This window comes from Oenococcus oeni DSM 20252 = AWRIB129, from assembly GCF_000372485.1.
GTDB classification, from domain to species: domain Bacteria; phylum Bacillota; class Bacilli; order Lactobacillales; family Lactobacillaceae; genus Oenococcus; species Oenococcus oeni.
Map to the genome: position 1 here is coordinate 58108 of NZ_AQVA01000003.1, position 16590 is coordinate 74697.

The following is a 16590-nucleotide window of genomic DNA, read 5'->3' on the forward strand; positions in this document are numbered from 1 at the left end:
AATTCAAATCCGGCATGTCCGGTTTTTATAATCGAGGAAAAATGAAATTTATTCACGCAGCAGATATTCATTTAGGCAATCCGATCAGTGGAATTGATCGTAAAATAAATCTTCCGGAGGAAGTAAAAAAACAAATTGCTTTAGCAACTTTTACAGCTTTTTCCAACGTTATCAAATTAGCCGTAGATCGACATGTTGATTTCGTTCTTTTTCCGGGTGATCTTTTCGATTCTAGTCAACAAAGCGCTTATCTTTATAATTTTTTGAATCAACAATTTCAAAATTTAAAAGAAGCCGGAATTGAAGCCTTCATATCTTTTGGTAATCATGATTTTCAATCGGATGTCGAAAATGATTTTATCTGGCCTGAAAATGTCCATGCTTTTCCAAAATCTAAAGCAAAAACTTTTTTTCATGATTCATGGGATGGCAAGCGAGTTGCGATAACCGGTACAAGTTTTGTTGTTCGCAACCCACGGGAAAGTCTTGTACCTTTATATCCAAGCCGCGATCAATCTGCCACATACCAAATCGGCATGTATCACGGGAGCCAAGGAAATTCATCGGCAAATAATTACGCGCCTTTTTCGGTTGGTGATTTGCAGGCTTTAAATTACGATTACTGGGCTTTAGGGCACATTCATGTTCGGCAAGTACTTTCAAAAAATCCAGCAATTGTTTATTCTGGCGATCCCCAGGGCCTTGATCTGACTGAAACGGGTGAAAAAGGTGTTTATTTTGTCAGTGATGAAAATGATCAGGGCGGTTTGACAGCGGAATTTGTTCCTTGCAGCAGTTTTGTATTTGATAGTTTTGAGTTATCAATTAACGACCAGAGCGCGATTTCAAATATTTCCGATTTAATTGTTCAAGAATTATTAAGTTTTAATCATAAAAAAATGAGTCTAAATGCGATTCGAGTTAATTTATCGGCTTCGCTTCCGGAAAAAATTCTTGATCAGCTTACTGATACAAGTTTTTTGGATCTGGTTAATTCAAAAACCATTAGAGAAAAGCAGTTTTTGATCAAAATGGATTTAAATGTTGATCAAAAAAAAGATAATTTTAATCAGTTGGAAGAACGATACTGGCAGGCAGCCAAAAATGATGTTTTTGATGAACAAAGTTTTAATCAGGCTTTGTTGAGAACCTTCAATTCTAATCAGCAGTTTGTGATTCGGCATTTTACTGATCCAAATGTTCAGGCAAAACTGATGTCCAAAGCAGAACAAATAATTTCAGAAAGGATAAGTTGATGGAAATTAAGAGAATTCATATTTCCGGTTTTGGTAAATTTTCAGACTTTAACTTGGATTTCAAAAATGATTTGCAGGTTATTTATGGTCAAAACGAAGCCGGTAAATCAACACTTCGTCAATTTATTACGGGGATTTTATTTGGTTTTGCTCAAAATAAACGGCAAAGTAGTAATTTATACGAGCCGCGGAATAGATCTCAATACGGTGGAGACCTTGTTTTTGAACAGGACGGTAGTCTTTGGGATGTGTCCCGTCTCGGCCGAACACAGTCAAAGCTTGAAATTACCGATCAAAATGGTAATCACGTCAATAATCCCGAAATCTTCCTAACTAAATTATTGTCACCTTTTAGTCAGGACAGTTTTGAAGATATTTTTTCCTTTGATCAAGAGCAGTTAAATGAAATCAGAAGTTTGTCCGGCAAAGAACTTTCTGATCGATTACTTAGTTTTTCTGTAGTCAATGCCGATCAGTGGCAGTCCCTTAGTAAAGAATTGGATAAAAATGCCAGCGTAATGTTTGGTCTCACGAAAACCTCTAAACGGCCGATTAATCAGTTGCTGGCCGAACACCAGCAGATCTCCAACCAATTGAATTCAATGGGTGGGCAGTTAAGTGACTATCGCAAGAGCTCCCAACAAAAAAAATCGACTTTGAAACGAATTGCCGAATTAGATTCTCAATTACATAATTTAAAGAAACAAATGGATGAATTCTCCAAACTGATCGAATTATCGGGCCTTTTCAATCGAAAAGAAAGAATTTCGATGCCGAAGACCAATGATCGCTTTTCTGATCAGCAAATCAGCAATTTAACCGAAGAAATTGAGCAGCGGGTTGAAAAACTTCAAAGCCAAATTAAAGGAATAAATCTAGATAAAAGCGAAAACAAATCGACTATTATTGCTGAAAATCCACTATTAACGATTTATAAAAATAATCGTACCGATATTGACTTACTTGATAAGTCGATTCCTAATTTGATTGCCGAAAATAATTTATTCGATCAGAATGATAATCAAATTAAGAACATTTCAAGCCGCTTAAGCGAGTTGCAAAATGATCTAAAAACTAAATTCGGCGATCGAATTCCAAGAGCATTGCCGCAGGGAGTTTCGATTCAGCCAAGCAGATCAATTACTGTATTTTTTATTATCGGAATTATTTTGATGCTTTTAGGTGTTTTTGGAATTGTTAAAGGATTTCAGACCCCTGCATTCCCTTATCCTTTTTGGATTTGCGGTGCTGGAGTTTTGTTCATTGGCGGCTTGTTGTCATTTTTTGAAAGGCCAAAAAAACAGTCGATAAATCTTTCCCAATATGGTTACTCCAATCAAGTGAGCTTGGATACTATTATTGATTCGCAAAATCATTTGCAGGAATATCACCAGAAAATCGATCAATTCCAACAGCTACAAAATGAAAAGCAGTCGCATCTTTCTAAAATTAATTCGATTCTCAAGTTAGCAAACTCGCTTCGCGAATTTTTACCATCTGCTAAACAGGACCATGATGCTTTAATTGATCAAATTCAGGTAATTTTGAATGAAATTAGAGATGAAAGGCAGTCGGCCATATTATCAAAAGAGCAAAAAAAACTCGTTGACGAAAATCGTCAGCAGCAAATTGGCCATTTGCAGAATTTAAAAAGTGAGCAACAACAGATTTTTAATTATCTCAAGGTCGATAATTATCAAAATTTCCAGTACCTTCAAGCTGAGAAGATTAAAAATAAACAGAGACTCAATCAGCTTGAGAGTATTAACCAGCTTTTAACGCCGGAAAAAGAAAATCAAATTAAAGAACTTGGTGGAGTTGAAGAAATCACTAAAAAGAAACAGGCCCTAAAAGTTCGGATCGATAGTATTGAAGGGGAAATCAAACAGGAAAATCAGCAGTTATTGAATTTGAATGCGACTTTGTTGAATGCCAGCTCCGATACAGACTATCAGACTAAATTGCAACAGCAATCGGATTTGGAAACAGACATAAATAACGATTTAACTGAGTATTTTGCTAATAAGTTAGCTTTCAGCTGGATTAATGAAAGTCTTTATCAGATTAGCCATAAACGTATGCCGGAGATCAGATCCAGAGCAGAACAATATTTTGCCGAATTAACCGAAAATAAATATGTAAGTATTATTTTTGGCGATAATTCTTTGCTAGTGGCAAATCAACAGAACGAAAAGTTTTATTCTTATGAACTTTCCAAGGGCAGTTCCGAGCAACTGTATGTTTCTTTGCGTTTGGCCTTTGCCGAATCAGTTGCCGAAAAAAACTCCTTGCCTTTTTTGATAGATGATAGTTTTGTCAATTTTGACGTTGAACGAAAAAGTATCATGGACAATATCTTGCACCGTTTGGCTGAAAAATATCAGATCATCTACTTTACAGCTAATCCGGACCAAAATTTCTCGCAAAGCAATATTATTAATCTAGGGGAGGCTGCCAATGCTTAACGAACATAAAAAAGGTGAAAATTATAGTATTTATCTTTTGATCAAATCGGCTGAAAAACGAATGACTAGCAAAAGTTCCCCATATATTCGTTTGACTTTAACGGACCGATCTGGTGAGATTCAAGCTAATCTCTGGGACGCAAGTGAGGAAGACGTTGCCAATTACGTGCCTGGAAAAGTTGTTTATTTAAATGTTCTACAAGATGAGTATCAATCCAAGCCACAGTTGAAGATTCAAGAAATCAGATTGGCCAATGAAACTGAACCCAGTGACCCTTCTTTGTATGAAATTAGTTCGCCAGTTTCGAAAAAAGAACTTCAATCGCAAATTAACGATCTTTTGTTTCAAATTACCAATCCGACTTGGAATCGGGTTGTTCGCAATATTTTAAATAAATATGCTGACAAATATTATGAATACCCGGCTGCTGAAAAAATTCACCATGCTTATCGCGGTGGACTGGCGTTTCATTCACTTTCAATTGCCAAGCTAGCCTTGGCTGTTTCTGATTTATATCCTCAAATTAATCGTTCTTTATTATTGGCTGGTGCTTTATTGCATGATATTGGCAAGACAAAAGAGCTTTCTGGACCTGTTGGGACAGAATATACAACTGAAGGACAGTTGCTCGGACACATTGTAATTGGCGATGAAATTATCGTTCAGGCTGCAGAAGAACTTGGCTTTGATTTGAATTCCGAGGATATGCTTTTGTTGAGACACTTGATTTTGAGTCATCACAATAAACTGGAATTTGGTTCTCCAATTCAGCCAAGAGAATTAGAAGCCTTTGTTTTATCTAAATTAGACGATCTTGACTCACATATTCAATTAATCACAACCGCCGTTAACAAGACTTCGGCTGGTAATTTTTCGGAAAAGATTTTTGCTGCTGATAATCAGGCTTATTATCGTCCAAAAACCGATTTATCGGAAAAAAGCGATCAAAATGATGATTGACGGACAAATTGTCTGAGTTGATTGTTACAATAAAACTCAATGCAAGGGATTTACGAACCAACTTATCGAGTTAAAAAAGCTTGGGGTATCAGTCCTCGGGCGCTTAAATCACATGGAATTACAACTGTACTGGCCGATCTGGATAATACATTGGTTGCTTGGAACAAACCAGAAGGTGGAGATGATTTTTTTGTGTGGCATGAAAAATTATTGGATGCTAAAATAAATTTAATCGTTGTTTCGAATAACTCTACCGGTAGAGTCAAGAAAGCTGTTAAAGCCTTGGGGGTACCCTTTGAGTCTTGGTCTTTAAAGCCACTACCAAGAGGGATTAAAAAAACTCTTAGGGATTTTAATTTGTCAAAGGAAGAGGTTATCATGGTTGGCGATCAAATTATGACTGACATTGTTGCAGCGAACTTAGCCGGAGTCAGGAGTGTATTGGTTAAACCTCTGATCGAAACGGATGGCTTTCCAACTAGAATTAATCGTTATTTTGCAAAACTGGTCACAAAAAATAAAAAGGAAAATTGGGAGGACGACATAGTTGACCCTGAGTGAAGACCAAGTTACACAATTATTAAATGATGGAATTGTTTGTATCGGTTGCGGCGCAAGATTTCAATCCACAAAAAGAGGTGTTCCCGGTTATTTAAATGAACACAAATTGCGCAGTTATTTGAGTTCCTTAAATTCAGTCGATGATCCGATCAATTTACTTTGTGAGCGGTGTTTTAAATTAAAAAACTATAATCAAATAGAACCAGTTGCTTTTGATTCGGATCATTTTCAAAAGATATTAACTTCTATATCTGATAAAAAGGCCCTCGTTTTGTATCTTGTGGATCTTTTTGATGTTGGTGGATCGATGATTAATGGATTGACTCGTTTCATTGGTAATAATCCGGTTGTTCTAGTAGGGAACAAATTCGATATTCTGCCTAAATCCGTGAAAAAAAACAAAATCGCTAATTGGTTGACAAAAGAGGCTAAGAACGAAGGAATTAAAGTTTTAAAAACGGTTGTTTTATCCGCTGACAAGGGTGATTCGGGTCAGTATTTACTTGAAGAAATTTCCGATTATATCGATGAATATGAAGAAATTTTTGTTGTTGGGGTGACCAATGTTGGCAAGTCGACATTAATTAATCAAATTATCAAACAAATATCCGGTCGCGGATCGGTTATTACCACTTCTCGTTTCCCTGGAACGACACTCGATAAAATTGAAATACCTTTGACAGAAAAAACGAGAGTAATTGACACTCCGGGAATTATTCACGATTCTCAAATGGCCCATTTTATTGATTCTAAAGATTTTAAATATTTGCTTCCAAATAAGGAAGTGAAAGCAGGAACTCTTCAACTATCGAAAGGCCAGGCTATTTTTCTTGCTGGCCTTGGATGGATCGATTTCTTGAATAAGTCGAAAATTTCTGTAACGGCTTATTTTGAGAACAATATTGAATTGCATCGTGGAAAAATTGAAAATGCTGAAAAATTATTCAGTTCCCAAGCCGGAAGGTTACTTAAACCAACCGTCTTGAAAGAATATCGGGAGCTTGAAAAGAAAGAAATTAAATTAAAATCTAATCAGGATTTTGCGATTGCCGGACTTGGATGGTTTACTTTTCACGATTCGGCTCCAATTTGTTTTCATTTGCCAAAAGGTTTGGCCTTTTCCGTACGCCAGGCTGAAATTTAGATAGAATAAAAGCAATGGAAATTTTATCAGGTAAACAAAAAAGATATTTGCGATCGCAGGGTAATCAGCTACCGGCTATTTTTAGTGTAGGGAAAAACGGTTTAACAAAAATTTGGTTGGGCCAGGTATTGGATGCTCTAAGAGTTCACGAATTAATTAAAATTAGTTTACAACAAAGTGCAGTTGTCGACATCGATGCAGCGATTAAATTCATACAAAAAAATTCTCAGATTACGATTGCACAAAAAATCGGTCATACGCTTCTTCTATATTTGCCTTCTTCAAATCCTGATTATCAAAAAATTTCAGTTGAGGTAAATGAACTTGCTCACTAGTCTTGCTTCTACAAAAACCTTTGTTCATCCGAAGGCAGCATTGGATGGTCAAAAGGAAAAACATCGAATCGGTATCTTTGGTGGAACTTTTAATCCGATTCATAACGGGCAGTTGATAGCTGCCGAACAGGTTTGCAACCAATTAGGGCTTGATAAGATTTATTTTATGCCTGACGCAATTCTTTTTGGCGGAACCCATAAAAACGCTGTTGAACCATCTGCCAGAGCCGAGATGATCAGGCTGGCAATTCGTGGTAATTCAAAGTTTGGTATTGAATTAACGCCAATTCACGATGGTGGCCAGCAGTCGACCTATAATGTTTTAAAGAAAATATCATCGAAGCATCCGGAAAACGAATATTACCTGATTTTGGGAGCTCACTTAATTCGCCAAATAAGCAGTTGGGATAATGTTTCCGCTCTGAACAAGTTAGTTCATTTGGTTGCGATTGAAGAGCCTGGAGTAAGGCGTGTCTCTGATTTTGAGGCGATTTGGACATATGTTAATTGGTTGAATATTTCTTCTTCCGACATTCGTTCTCATTTAAGAACTCGTCAATCTGTTCGCTATTTAATCCCGGATGCTGTTGCTGCATATATAGCTGATATAGCTGAGTATGGTTTATACCAAGGGAGGTTTTCCTAATGGCTTATCCAAAATATGATTATTTATATCCTCGAGTGAAAGCGGCACTTTCTCGTGAACGTTTTGAACACGTTGTTCGAACAGGCGAATACGCGGTTCATCTTGCGGAATTAAACAACTATGATCAGGACAAGGCCCAAATCGGAGGTTTGATTCATGATTATGCCAAAGAACGCAGCAGGGCTGATTTTTTGGCCGAGATCGACAAAAAAAATTTAGATCCTGATTTAAAGAAATGGGATAGTTCTATTTGGCATGGCATTGTCGGCGCTGAATTTGCTAAAGACGAATTAGGAATTGATGATGAAGAATTATTAAACTCAATTCGTCGTCATACGACTGCCGACATCGAAATGACTACTCTTGATAAAATAGTTTATATGTCTGATTTTTTGGAACTTGGTCGTAATTTTTCCGATACAGATGTTGCTCGTGAAGTGACTGACCAATCTTTAAATGATGGTGTGGCCTGGCAGCTGCAATTTTCGGTTACACGTTTGGTACGAAATCACTGGGCAATTTATCCAAAAACGATTTATGCATATAATCACTGGGTTGGAGGAAAATAAATAAGTGGAAAGCAAAGAATTGTTAGAAAAAATTGTTCAAATTGCCGATGGCAAAAAAGCCGAGAATCTAATTGCTTTGGATATTCGTGACTTATCAATTATCTCTGATTACTTTCTGATTGCCAGTGCTGATACTGGTCGTCAGGTTCAGGCAATTGCCGAAGAAATTATTGATCAGCTACATAAAAAAGGTATTTCGGCGTCTCATGTTGAAGGTTTGGGCGAAGATGATTGGGTTCTGCTTGATTATGGCGATGTGGTGGTCCATTTGTTTACAACGGAAAAACGCGATTATTACAAGCTTGAACATTTGTGGAGTGAAGCAAAGACGGTTGATCTTTCTGACTGGATTACTGCGGAATTTTGATTAATGAATCCTAATTATTCAATTTTCGCGGAATTATATGATGAACTTTTTGACCCGAATATGTATCTTAGTTGGAACGGCTTTGTTCAGGATAATAGTCGCAATAATCGGATATTGGATTTAGCGGGTGGTTCTGGCAAACTGGCTGTTTTATTGACTAAGTCCGGCTATCAGGTATCGATTTTAGATTTGTCGAGTCAAATGTTATCTCTGGCAAAGCAACGTGCTGAGAACAATAATTTTAGTTTTGATTTATTTCAAGCCAATATGGCTCAAAATTGGCATTTAAATAAGCGTTTTCCTTTGATTAGTTGTTTTGCCGATTCTTTAAATTATTTATCAAATATTGGAGAAACGAAAAGAACATTTTTCGAGGTATTCAATCATCTTGAAAAAAACGGCAAATTTCTTTTTGATGTTATTACACCTTATCAGGTCAATGTTGTTTACAGGAATTATATGTATAATAATGACGATGATCCTGAGAAAATTTTTATGTGGACGAGTTTTCCTGGAGATATAAAAAATTCTGTTGATCACGATTTAAAGTTTTTTGTTTATCAAGAAGGGATCGATGCCTTTAAAATGGTTCGCGAGGTTCATCATGAACAAACCTATCCACCTGAAAAGTATCTTTCTTTACTGAAAGAGATTGGCTTTAGAAATATTCATTTGACTTCTGATTTTGGTCGTGGAAAAATCACCAGGGATACTACGCGGGCATTTTTTGTTGCGGAGAAGTAATGGAAGCAACTGGTTTAATAACTGAATACAATCCTTTTCATAACGGCCATTTATATCACTTAAAAAAAGCTCAGGAATTGACGAAGGCCGATGTGACGATCGTTTTGATGTCAGGAAATTGGGTTCAACGGGGTTTACCGGCAATCACCGATAAATGGAAAAGGGCTCAGGCCGCGATTGATGCTGGAGCAGATTTGGTTTTTGAGCTTCCTTTTTATTATGCTGTTCAAGCGGGTGAGATTTTTGCGCAGGGAGCTGTTCGCTTACTTTCTGATTTGCAGGTTTCCTCGATCATATGCGGATCGGAACATGCTGATATTGATTTTATTAATTTAGCAGCACATGAACCTGATATTTCGGGAAATTCGAATTTCGATAAAAAAAATCGAACTTTTGCCAGTAATTATGCAGCAGCATTGGAGGAAAAAACGGGCTTCTATCTCGAAAACGCCAATGACATTCTGGCTTTTAGTTATGCAAAAGCAATTTTGAACCAGAATTTAACAGAAAAAATAAAACTGCGAACGATTTCGCGAGTTTCCGCGGATTACCATGATCAATTTCTAAATGATGGTGAAATTGCTTCGGCAACTGCCATTCGAAAAGCTTTATCGGAAGGGCAAAATGTTGACTCTTACACACCGATGAGTGATTTACAATATACTGATTATGAAGCAAGGCTCTTTCAACTATTAAAATATCGTTTATCAACGGACGGTTTGGGTCAAATAAGGTCAATCTATCAAGTGAATGAAGGAATGGAGTATTTAATCAAACAAGCGATTGAAAAAAATCCGTCCGATTTTGGCGAATTACTTGCTTTAATTAAGTCAAAGCGATATACTTTTGCGCGTTTGCATAGAGTATTGGTGTATATATTGTTGAATATTAAAGTTGATCAAATGAACTTGGCAATGCAGAATCCATACCACCGTTTGTTGGGATTTACAGAAAAAGGGAGACAGTATTTGCATGAAAAAAAAGGCCGATTTAATTTTCCAACGATTAGTCATGTTGATCAAAAAACGGCTAATAAATCATTAGCGATCGACTATAAGGCTGGTTTGGTTTATAACCAGATTATGGACTATAAAAGTACGCAGGATATTAAAAGGACGCCCATTCAATCATGAAATATTTAATTCAACAATTACGGAAATATGAAAGAACACCGCTGCTTGTTGATGAAACAATTGATTTGTCTGCTCCGGCTCGCGAGAATTTTTCCGATCGTTTGTTAGACTTAAAACCTTTACATGTCACAGGCGAAATTAGTTACGAGAAAAATGACCAGATATCTGTGTCTTTGAAGATCGAAGGGGTGGCTGTTTTACCTTCGGCACGCAGTTTTTATCCGGTTCAATATTCTTTTGAAATACCAATGGATGAACTTTACGTTCAGGACCAGGAAACTCTTGATGCGTTTGCGCAAACCGAACAGGTATTTTTAATCGAAAGAAACCAGTTGGATTTGGATGCGGCTATTTTGGAAAATATTGTTACCGAATTGCCGATTGCTGTTTATACTGATGAAGAATTAAAGGAGAAACCTATTTCCGGCAAGGGTTGGAAATTGATCGATGAAGAGGATTACGTTGAACCTGAAAGCGGAGATCATAAAGAAACAACACAGAATCTTGGTGATTTCTTTCCAGACAACGATGAAGACAGGTAGAATATTATCTTATGAGTAAAGAAAAAACGAGTGCATGGCAATCAGTTAGACGATTAATCATACTGCTCTTGATTGCTTTGGAAATTTTATTAATGACTGGCGGGTATACGAAGACCGGTCGAACCTGGTTGTGGATTGGTCAATATATGGTTGCTTTTATGCATTGGATGGCAAATGATGTTTTCAAATCAACCAATGGTATTGGTTTTGCAATCATTGCGATAACAGCTGTTATTCGAATTGTTCTGTTTCCGATTATGTTTGATCAACAGCGCAAGGCTACCATTCAATCGGAAAAAATGGCAATGCTTCAGCCGCAGCTATCAAAAGTCCAAGCTGCTATGAAAACGGCTCAGACTCAAGAAGAAAAAGTTGCAGTGAATACAGCCATGATGTCTGTATATCGAGAAAACAATGTATCGATGATTGGTGGTGTTAATTTTCTATCAATGCTGATTCAATTACCGATTATTTCCAGTTTGTATACAGCTATCCGATTGTCAACAAGTGTTTTAAAAACTGATCACATTAACCCGGCAACTTATAGTTCCTCCTTTTTGTTGAATGGGTCTCATTTTTTTGGTATTGCATTATATAAACCTTCGATAACGATTGCTGTTATTGCCGGAATTTTTTATCTTGCCCAGTCTTGGTTTATGTTGAAAACAACTCCTGAAGCTCAGAGAAAGCAAATGCAAACAATGATATGGTTTACACCGATTATGATGTTCTTCTTTGCAATTTTTCAATCAGCAGCCTTAGGACTTTACTTTGTTGTTGGTGGATTTTTCGTTTTGATTCAAACCTTGATATTGCTCAAAATTCGTCCAAAATTGCAGGAAAAGATTCGCAAAGAATTTAAAGTGAAAAATGTCGTTGATGATTTGTTGGCCAAGGCAACCAATAATTCCAGTCAAGGAGAACTCGTCAAGGATATTACGAATGAAGTTTCAACGGAAACAGAAGTTTCACCTAAAAAAAATAACAAAAAAAATAACGCTCATAAGCGCAATGCTGGTAAACAGCAAAGGAAACCAAAAATATAATGGAAATTATTACTTCGAATCAAAATTCAAGAGTTAAAATTTGGACTAGTCTACAAACTTTAAAGGGCCGCGAAAAATCCGGAACTTATATGCTTGACGGTTGGCACCTGGTTCAAGAGGCTTTGAATCAAGCGGCACCAATTCAGGCTGTAATTGCTACTGAAGAGCAGATGGATCAGCATTTGATTGACGTTCCTCAGGGTGTACCGGCTTTTCAAGTAAGCGAGGAGGTTGCCCGCCATATTGCTAAAACCAATACTCCACAGGGGATTTTCGCTCAAACAAGCCTTCCAAACAATTCTTTTGATCCTAAATATGTGCATAATGGTTCCTGGCTTCTTTTGGACAGAATACAGGATCCGGGAAATGTTGGTACTTTGATTAGAACGGCGGATGCCGCTGGTTTTTCTGGCGTTGCACTATCAAAAGAATCTGCTGATCCTTTTAATCCAAAAGTCGTTCGGGCAATGCAGGGCAGTCAGTTTCATTTGAAGTTGGTTAAAGAAGTCGATTTGAATGATTGGGTCGATAAACTTGAAGCTAATGATTATAACGTTTACGGTAGTACTTTGTCAGAAAATTCAGTTGACTATAAAACAGTGGTTCCGGAAAAGAATTTCGCTTTGATTCTTGGTAATGAGGGACAGGGGATCGATCCGGAAATTCAAGCTAAAACTAGTGAAAATTTGCATATTAATTTCTTAGGCAAAGCCGAATCATTAAACGTCGCCGTTGCGGGTGGAATTTTAATGTTTGCATTAAATTGATTTTCCTAATAATATGTAAGTATGACCGAGAGATTAGAGTTCACAGAGTCGGCGTTTGAAATTCTAGGAAGAAAGTGGAATGGATTAATTATCCAGTCCTTATTGGATAGTGATCGAGGCTCTCTTCATTTTGCCGAATTATCGAGAAGCGTGCATGCCTGCAGTGATCGGGTTCTGACAGTTAGGTTGAAAGAGTTGGAAGACGCTGGTATTATTAAACGTGTCTGTTGCCCCGATAATGGGAAACTGGGCTACCGTTTAACAGAGAAGGGTAGTTCAATGCGACCGTTGATGTCGGAAATTTCTCGTTGGGCTGCTGAAAATATTTAAAAATTTGTGGAAGATTAGTAGGCTGTGATGTTGCAAGCGAATCGGGATTGGTGGAAGCCGATAACAGTAAAAGCTGAATTTCACTTCCAATTATTCTAGTTAATAGCTGGCGGATGGCTCCGTTATAAGCTTTAAGAGTTAGAAAAGTTTTTTGTTTTCTATAAATTTGGGTGGTAACACGATAAATTCGTCCCTGGTGCGTTTGCACGAGGGATTTTTTTTATTAGTCAGGAAAAAAGATGGATATTAAGGAAGAATTAGAAGAATTAAAAAAGAAAGTTTCCGTTGAGATCGATAAGTCGAGCAGTGTTGATCTGATTGAAAACATTCGCGTACACCTGCTTGGCAAGAAGGGCGATTTGACGAAGATCCTTAAAGGACTGAAAGATTTGGACCCTCGTGAAAAACCGGTCGTTGGTCAAATGGCTAATAAAATCCGGACTCAATTGGAAACAATGATTTCTCAAAAAAAACATATTCTTGAGGAAAATAAGCTGGATGCTCAGCTTGCTTCTGAGAAAATCGATGTAACTTTGCCTGGTGAAACTTTTCAAATTGGTACGAAACATGTTTTGCAACAAATCCAAGATCAAATTGAAGATCATTTTTTAAGCCAGGGATATCAGGTAATGTATGGCCGAGAGATTGAAACAGATGAGTATAATTTTGAAAGAATGAATTTGCCAAAGGACCATCCTGCTCGTGATATGCAAGATACCTTTTACCTTACGCCGAATGTGCTTTTGAGAACACAGACTTCAGCTATGCAGGCTCGAGCGATGGATAAGCATGATTTCTCGACCGGACCTTTAAAGATGATTAGTCCAGGAAAAGTTTATCGTCGAGATAATGATGATGCAACCCATTCTCATCAATTTCATCAGATTGAAGGATTAGTAGTCGGCAAAAAGATTACTTTAGCCGATCTAAAGGGTACTTTGCAGGCTTTGACAGATGAACTATTTGGCAAGGGTCATGCGATGCGCTTTCGTCAAAGTTATTTTCCTTTTACCGAACCCAGCTTGGAAGTGGATATAAGCTGGAATACAGTGGATAAAAATACTGCTTCGCAAGACATAGAGTGGATTGAGGTACTTGGTGCTGGAATGGTTCACCCAAATGTCTTAAAAATGGCTAATATCGATCCTGAAGAGTATTCCGGTTTTGCTTTTGGTTTGGGTCCGGATCGTTTTGCAATGATCAAATATGGTATTGATGACATTCGTAATTTTTATCTGGATGATTTGCGTTTTTTGAAACAATTTTGTCAGGTGGGTGAATAATGAAGGTTTCTGTTAATTGGATTAAAGAATATATGCCGGACTTTCCGGTTAATGATCAAGTTGATGCTCAAAAAGTAGCTGATCGATTGGCTTTAACTTCGACTGAAGTTGCTGAAAATGGCTATCAGATTCCGCAATCGAGTAATTTGGTCGTTGGTAAAGTTTTGGAAATCAGAACAATTGAAAATTCGAGCCATTTAAAAATTGCGATTGTAAACGCCGGCAAAAAAGATTACCAAATCGTTACCGGAGCACCAAACATCGAAAAAAATCAATTGGTTGTTCTGGCCTTGCCGGGGGCTCTTTTACCAAACGGCAAAAAAATTGAGGCGACAACTCTTGATGGAGAAATCAGTCAGGGAATGTTGGTTTCGTTACAGGAAATCGGTTTTGACGATTCAATCGCACCAAAAAAACATGAAGCGGGAATTTATGTCTTTCCTAAAGACAATGACGTTAAAGTTGGTGATGATGCCGTCAAGGCACTCGGAATCGATGATTTGATGATTGATACAGAATTAACTGCTAATCGCGGTGATATGCTTTCAATCAGAGGCAATTTATATGAATTTTCTGCACTTTTAGAGAAAGAGTTTAAACTTCCCAGTTTAGACCTTCAAGAAAGTAGTAAACTATCTAAATCGCAAATTTCGGTTAATGTCGATCCAAAATTAGCTGATCGTTATTATCTTAGAATTATTAACAACGTAAAAGTTGAAGAAAGCCCCCTATGGCTTCAACGCCGCCTTTGGAATTCAGGTCTTCGTCCGATAAACAACTTGGTCGATGTTACTAATTATGTCATGCTTTTATTTGGACAACCAATGCATGCTTTTGATTTAAATAAACTGGAACACAAAAATATTAGGGTTGCTTTATCAAAAGATGAAAAATTCAAGACCTTGGACGGGAAGACTCATCAGTTAAAGGATGGCGAGGATATCGTTGTCTATGATGATGAGGAACCACAAATGTTGGCCGGTGTCATGGGTGGCACCAAGTCGGAAGTTACTGAAAAAACCAGAGACGTTGTTTTGGAATCGGCTGTTTTTAATCCAATTTTAGTTCGTAAAACAGCTCGGCGTTTTAATTTGCATTCGCAAGCCAGCCAACGTTTCGAACGGGGAATTGATATCAGCAATTGCAAAAATGCCTTGAATTTTGCCGCTGCTTTGCTTCAAGAAGTTGCTGGAGGGGAAATTGCCAAGGGGATAATTGCCGGCTTGGATGATCAATCATCCGATAAGAAAATTAAAATTTCTCTTTCAGATATTAATAATTATTTAGGAACTGATGTCAAGCTTGCCGAAGTTGAAAATATCTGGCAACGTCTGAACTTCGAGTATGATCTTTCTGGTGAAGAATTTGTTGTTTCGATCCCAAAACGCCGACCGGATATTACTATTAAAGCCGATTTGATTGAGGAATTTGTGCGAATTTATGGATATGAAAAAGTTCCTGCCCGTTTACCACAAACAGTTAACAAACAATCCGGTCTGACTGTCGACGAAAAACTTGATCGAGCGATTAAAAATGTGCTTCTTGGTCTCGGCCTGAATCAGGCAATTTCTTATTCGCTGACTGATACTGAGGCCGCTGGTACCTTCACTCTTGGAAAGGGCGATGAAGTTTCTTTATCTCATCCAATGAGTCAGGAACATTCGGTAATGCGCCAATCGATCCTATCGACTTTGTTGCAGGCAGCTTCTTACAATGCGGTACGCGAAGCTGACGATATTCGTTTATTTGAAAGTGGAACGGTTTTTTTCAAACAAAATGGCGTCCAATTGCCAAAAGAGGATCATCAAGTTGCTGGATTAATTTCCGGCGTTCCGAATAGCAACTGGCAGCATAATCAAAAGAAATATGATTTCTATTACATCAAGGGCATTTTGGAAAGTTTTTTAAGTAGCCTTGCTTTAAAATCGATAATTTCTTATCAAGCTAGTGACCAGCACAAAGAAATGCATCCGGGGAGAACAGCTGATGTATATGTAGGCGATCATTATCTTGGTTTTGTTGGGCAGATAAATCCAAAAATATCAAAGAAATACAAGATGAATTCGGTTTTCGTTTTTCAAATCGATTCAGATTTAGTCCATGAGCTTTATAAAATGAATCAGGATTATACACCCTTGGATAAGTTTCCAGGAACTGAACGCGATCTCTCTTTGTTGGTTGACAAAAAAATAGAATCGGCAGAAATAGAGCGAGTAATCAAAGCGAATGCGGGTAATTATCTTCGCAAACTTCAGGTCATTGATCTTTATCAAGGGAAAGAACTTGGTGAAGATAAAAAATCAATTTCTTATCGACTTGATTTTGTTAACACTCAAGCGACTATAACTGATGCTCAAGTTAATCAATCAATCAAAAGAATAGAAGGGGAACTAACAAAACAACTATCGATTATGGTTAGATAATTTTGCTAAGCTTATAAT

The 16590-nt window shown here is 37.4% G+C and carries 17 protein-coding genes and 1 other annotated feature; all 17 genes read left to right on the forward strand.

Going from position 1 to position 16590, the window contains the following annotated elements; genetic code table 11:
- Positions 1-14 precede the first annotated feature (14 nt).
- The 17 genes from A3G9_RS0102975 (at position 15) to pheT (ending at position 16572) form a co-directional block, all read left to right on the forward strand.
- Positions 15-1256, forward strand: a complete 1242-nt coding sequence (locus tag A3G9_RS0102975; RefSeq protein ID WP_002820558.1) for a metallophosphoesterase family protein — start codon at positions 15-17, stop codon at positions 1254-1256.
- Positions 1256-3721, forward strand: a complete 2466-nt coding sequence (locus A3G9_RS0102980) for an ATP-binding protein (RefSeq protein ID WP_002821809.1) — start codon at positions 1256-1258, stop codon at positions 3719-3721. The genes A3G9_RS0102975 and A3G9_RS0102980 overlap by 1 nt, the downstream gene beginning before the upstream one ends.
- Entirely contained in the window at positions 3714-4682 is a 969-nt protein-coding gene (locus tag A3G9_RS0102985) for a 3'-5' exoribonuclease YhaM family protein (protein WP_002820556.1), read from the forward strand. Before A3G9_RS0102980 ends, A3G9_RS0102985 begins: the two co-directional genes overlap by 8 nt.
- A gap of 39 nt (positions 4683-4721) precedes the next feature.
- Positions 4722-5243 (forward strand): YqeG family HAD IIIA-type phosphatase, encoded by a 522-nt coding sequence (locus tag A3G9_RS0102990; RefSeq protein ID WP_002820554.1) that lies wholly within the window; start codon positions 4722-4724, stop codon positions 5241-5243.
- Complete coding sequence (gene yqeH, locus A3G9_RS0102995; RefSeq protein WP_002821808.1) at positions 5230-6387, forward strand: ribosome biogenesis GTPase YqeH; 1158 nt, start codon at positions 5230-5232, stop codon at positions 6385-6387. The genes A3G9_RS0102990 and yqeH overlap by 14 nt, the downstream gene beginning before the upstream one ends.
- A gap of 14 nt (positions 6388-6401) precedes the next feature.
- Positions 6402-6722 (forward strand): YhbY family RNA-binding protein, encoded by a 321-nt coding sequence (locus tag A3G9_RS0103000; RefSeq protein WP_002821126.1) that lies wholly within the window; start codon positions 6402-6404, stop codon positions 6720-6722.
- Positions 6706-7368 (forward strand): nicotinate (nicotinamide) nucleotide adenylyltransferase, encoded by a 663-nt coding sequence (nadD, locus tag A3G9_RS0103005; protein ID WP_002821125.1) that lies wholly within the window; start codon positions 6706-6708, stop codon positions 7366-7368. Before A3G9_RS0103000 ends, nadD begins: the two co-directional genes overlap by 17 nt.
- Entirely contained in the window at positions 7368-7937 is a 570-nt protein-coding gene (gene yqeK / locus A3G9_RS0103010; protein ID WP_002820550.1) for a bis(5'-nucleosyl)-tetraphosphatase (symmetrical) YqeK, read from the forward strand. Before nadD ends, yqeK begins: the two co-directional genes overlap by 1 nt.
- A 4-nt stretch (positions 7938-7941) precedes the next feature.
- Positions 7942-8304: a ribosome silencing factor gene (gene rsfS / locus A3G9_RS0103015; RefSeq protein ID WP_002820549.1), complete on the forward strand. Its 363-nt coding sequence runs from the start codon at positions 7942-7944 to the stop codon at positions 8302-8304.
- A 3-nt stretch (positions 8305-8307) separates the two neighbouring features.
- Entirely contained in the window at positions 8308-9048 is a 741-nt protein-coding gene (locus A3G9_RS0103020) for a class I SAM-dependent DNA methyltransferase (protein WP_002820548.1), read from the forward strand.
- Positions 9048-10181, forward strand: a complete 1134-nt coding sequence (locus tag A3G9_RS0103025; RefSeq protein WP_002820546.1) for a nucleotidyltransferase — start codon at positions 9048-9050, stop codon at positions 10179-10181. The genes A3G9_RS0103020 and A3G9_RS0103025 overlap by 1 nt, the downstream gene beginning before the upstream one ends.
- On the forward strand, positions 10178-10723 hold the full coding sequence (locus tag A3G9_RS0103030; protein ID WP_002820545.1) for a DUF177 domain-containing protein: 546 nt from the start codon (positions 10178-10180) through the stop codon (positions 10721-10723). Before A3G9_RS0103025 ends, A3G9_RS0103030 begins: the two co-directional genes overlap by 4 nt.
- A gap of 11 nt (positions 10724-10734) precedes the next feature.
- Positions 10735-11769 (forward strand): membrane protein insertase YidC, encoded by a 1035-nt coding sequence (gene yidC / locus A3G9_RS0103035; protein WP_002816372.1) that lies wholly within the window; start codon positions 10735-10737, stop codon positions 11767-11769.
- The gene (locus tag A3G9_RS0103040) at positions 11769-12536 is read left to right on the forward strand and encodes a TrmH family RNA methyltransferase (RefSeq protein WP_002820543.1); all 768 of its coding nucleotides are present in this window, start codon (positions 11769-11771) and stop codon (positions 12534-12536) included. Before yidC ends, A3G9_RS0103040 begins: the two co-directional genes overlap by 1 nt.
- A 21-nt stretch (positions 12537-12557) precedes the next feature.
- Positions 12558-12866 (forward strand): winged helix-turn-helix transcriptional regulator, encoded by a 309-nt coding sequence (locus A3G9_RS1000000109800; protein WP_002816374.1) that lies wholly within the window; start codon positions 12558-12560, stop codon positions 12864-12866.
- Positions 12862-13064, forward strand: a binding site (T-box leader). (Overlaps the previous gene by 5 nt.)
- Before the next feature lie 41 nt (positions 13065-13105).
- Positions 13106-14149: a phenylalanine--tRNA ligase subunit alpha gene (gene pheS / locus A3G9_RS0103050; protein ID WP_002820541.1), complete on the forward strand. Its 1044-nt coding sequence runs from the start codon at positions 13106-13108 to the stop codon at positions 14147-14149.
- On the forward strand, positions 14149-16572 hold the full coding sequence (gene pheT / locus A3G9_RS0103055; protein WP_002820540.1) for a phenylalanine--tRNA ligase subunit beta: 2424 nt from the start codon (positions 14149-14151) through the stop codon (positions 16570-16572). Before pheS ends, pheT begins: the two co-directional genes overlap by 1 nt.
- Positions 16573-16590 lie beyond the last annotated feature (18 nt).

Bases quoted from the DNA above. Each gene is read 5' to 3' on its own strand.
- pheS (WP_002820541.1), top strand. From the start codon at position 13,106: ATGGATATTAAGGAAGAATTAGAAGAATTAAAAAAGAAAGTTTCCGTT.
- A3G9_RS0102985 (WP_002820556.1), top strand. From the start codon at position 3,714: ATGCTTAACGAACATAAAAAAGGTGAAAATTATAGTATTTATCTTTTG.
- A3G9_RS0103040 (WP_002820543.1), top strand. From the start codon at position 11,769: ATGGAAATTATTACTTCGAATCAAAATTCAAGAGTTAAAATTTGGACT.
- yqeK (WP_002820550.1), top strand. From the start codon at position 7,368: ATGGCTTATCCAAAATATGATTATTTATATCCTCGAGTGAAAGCGGCA.
- pheT (WP_002820540.1), top strand. From the start codon at position 14,149: ATGAAGGTTTCTGTTAATTGGATTAAAGAATATATGCCGGACTTTCCG.
- A3G9_RS0102975 (WP_002820558.1), top strand. From the start codon at position 15: ATGTCCGGTTTTTATAATCGAGGAAAAATGAAATTTATTCACGCAGCA.
- A3G9_RS1000000109800 (WP_002816374.1), top strand. From the start codon at position 12,558: ATGACCGAGAGATTAGAGTTCACAGAGTCGGCGTTTGAAATTCTAGGA.
- A3G9_RS0103030 (WP_002820545.1), top strand. From the start codon at position 10,178: ATGAAATATTTAATTCAACAATTACGGAAATATGAAAGAACACCGCTG.
- A3G9_RS0103000 (WP_002821126.1), top strand. From the start codon at position 6,402: ATGGAAATTTTATCAGGTAAACAAAAAAGATATTTGCGATCGCAGGGT.
- A3G9_RS0102980 (WP_002821809.1), top strand. From the start codon at position 1,256: ATGGAAATTAAGAGAATTCATATTTCCGGTTTTGGTAAATTTTCAGAC.
- yidC (WP_002816372.1), top strand. From the start codon at position 10,735: ATGAGTAAAGAAAAAACGAGTGCATGGCAATCAGTTAGACGATTAATC.
- A3G9_RS0103025 (WP_002820546.1), top strand. From the start codon at position 9,048: ATGGAAGCAACTGGTTTAATAACTGAATACAATCCTTTTCATAACGGC.
- A3G9_RS0103020 (WP_002820548.1), top strand. From the start codon at position 8,308: ATGAATCCTAATTATTCAATTTTCGCGGAATTATATGATGAACTTTTT.
- A3G9_RS0102990 (WP_002820554.1), top strand. From the start codon at position 4,722: ATGCAAGGGATTTACGAACCAACTTATCGAGTTAAAAAAGCTTGGGGT.
- nadD (WP_002821125.1), top strand. From the start codon at position 6,706: ATGAACTTGCTCACTAGTCTTGCTTCTACAAAAACCTTTGTTCATCCG.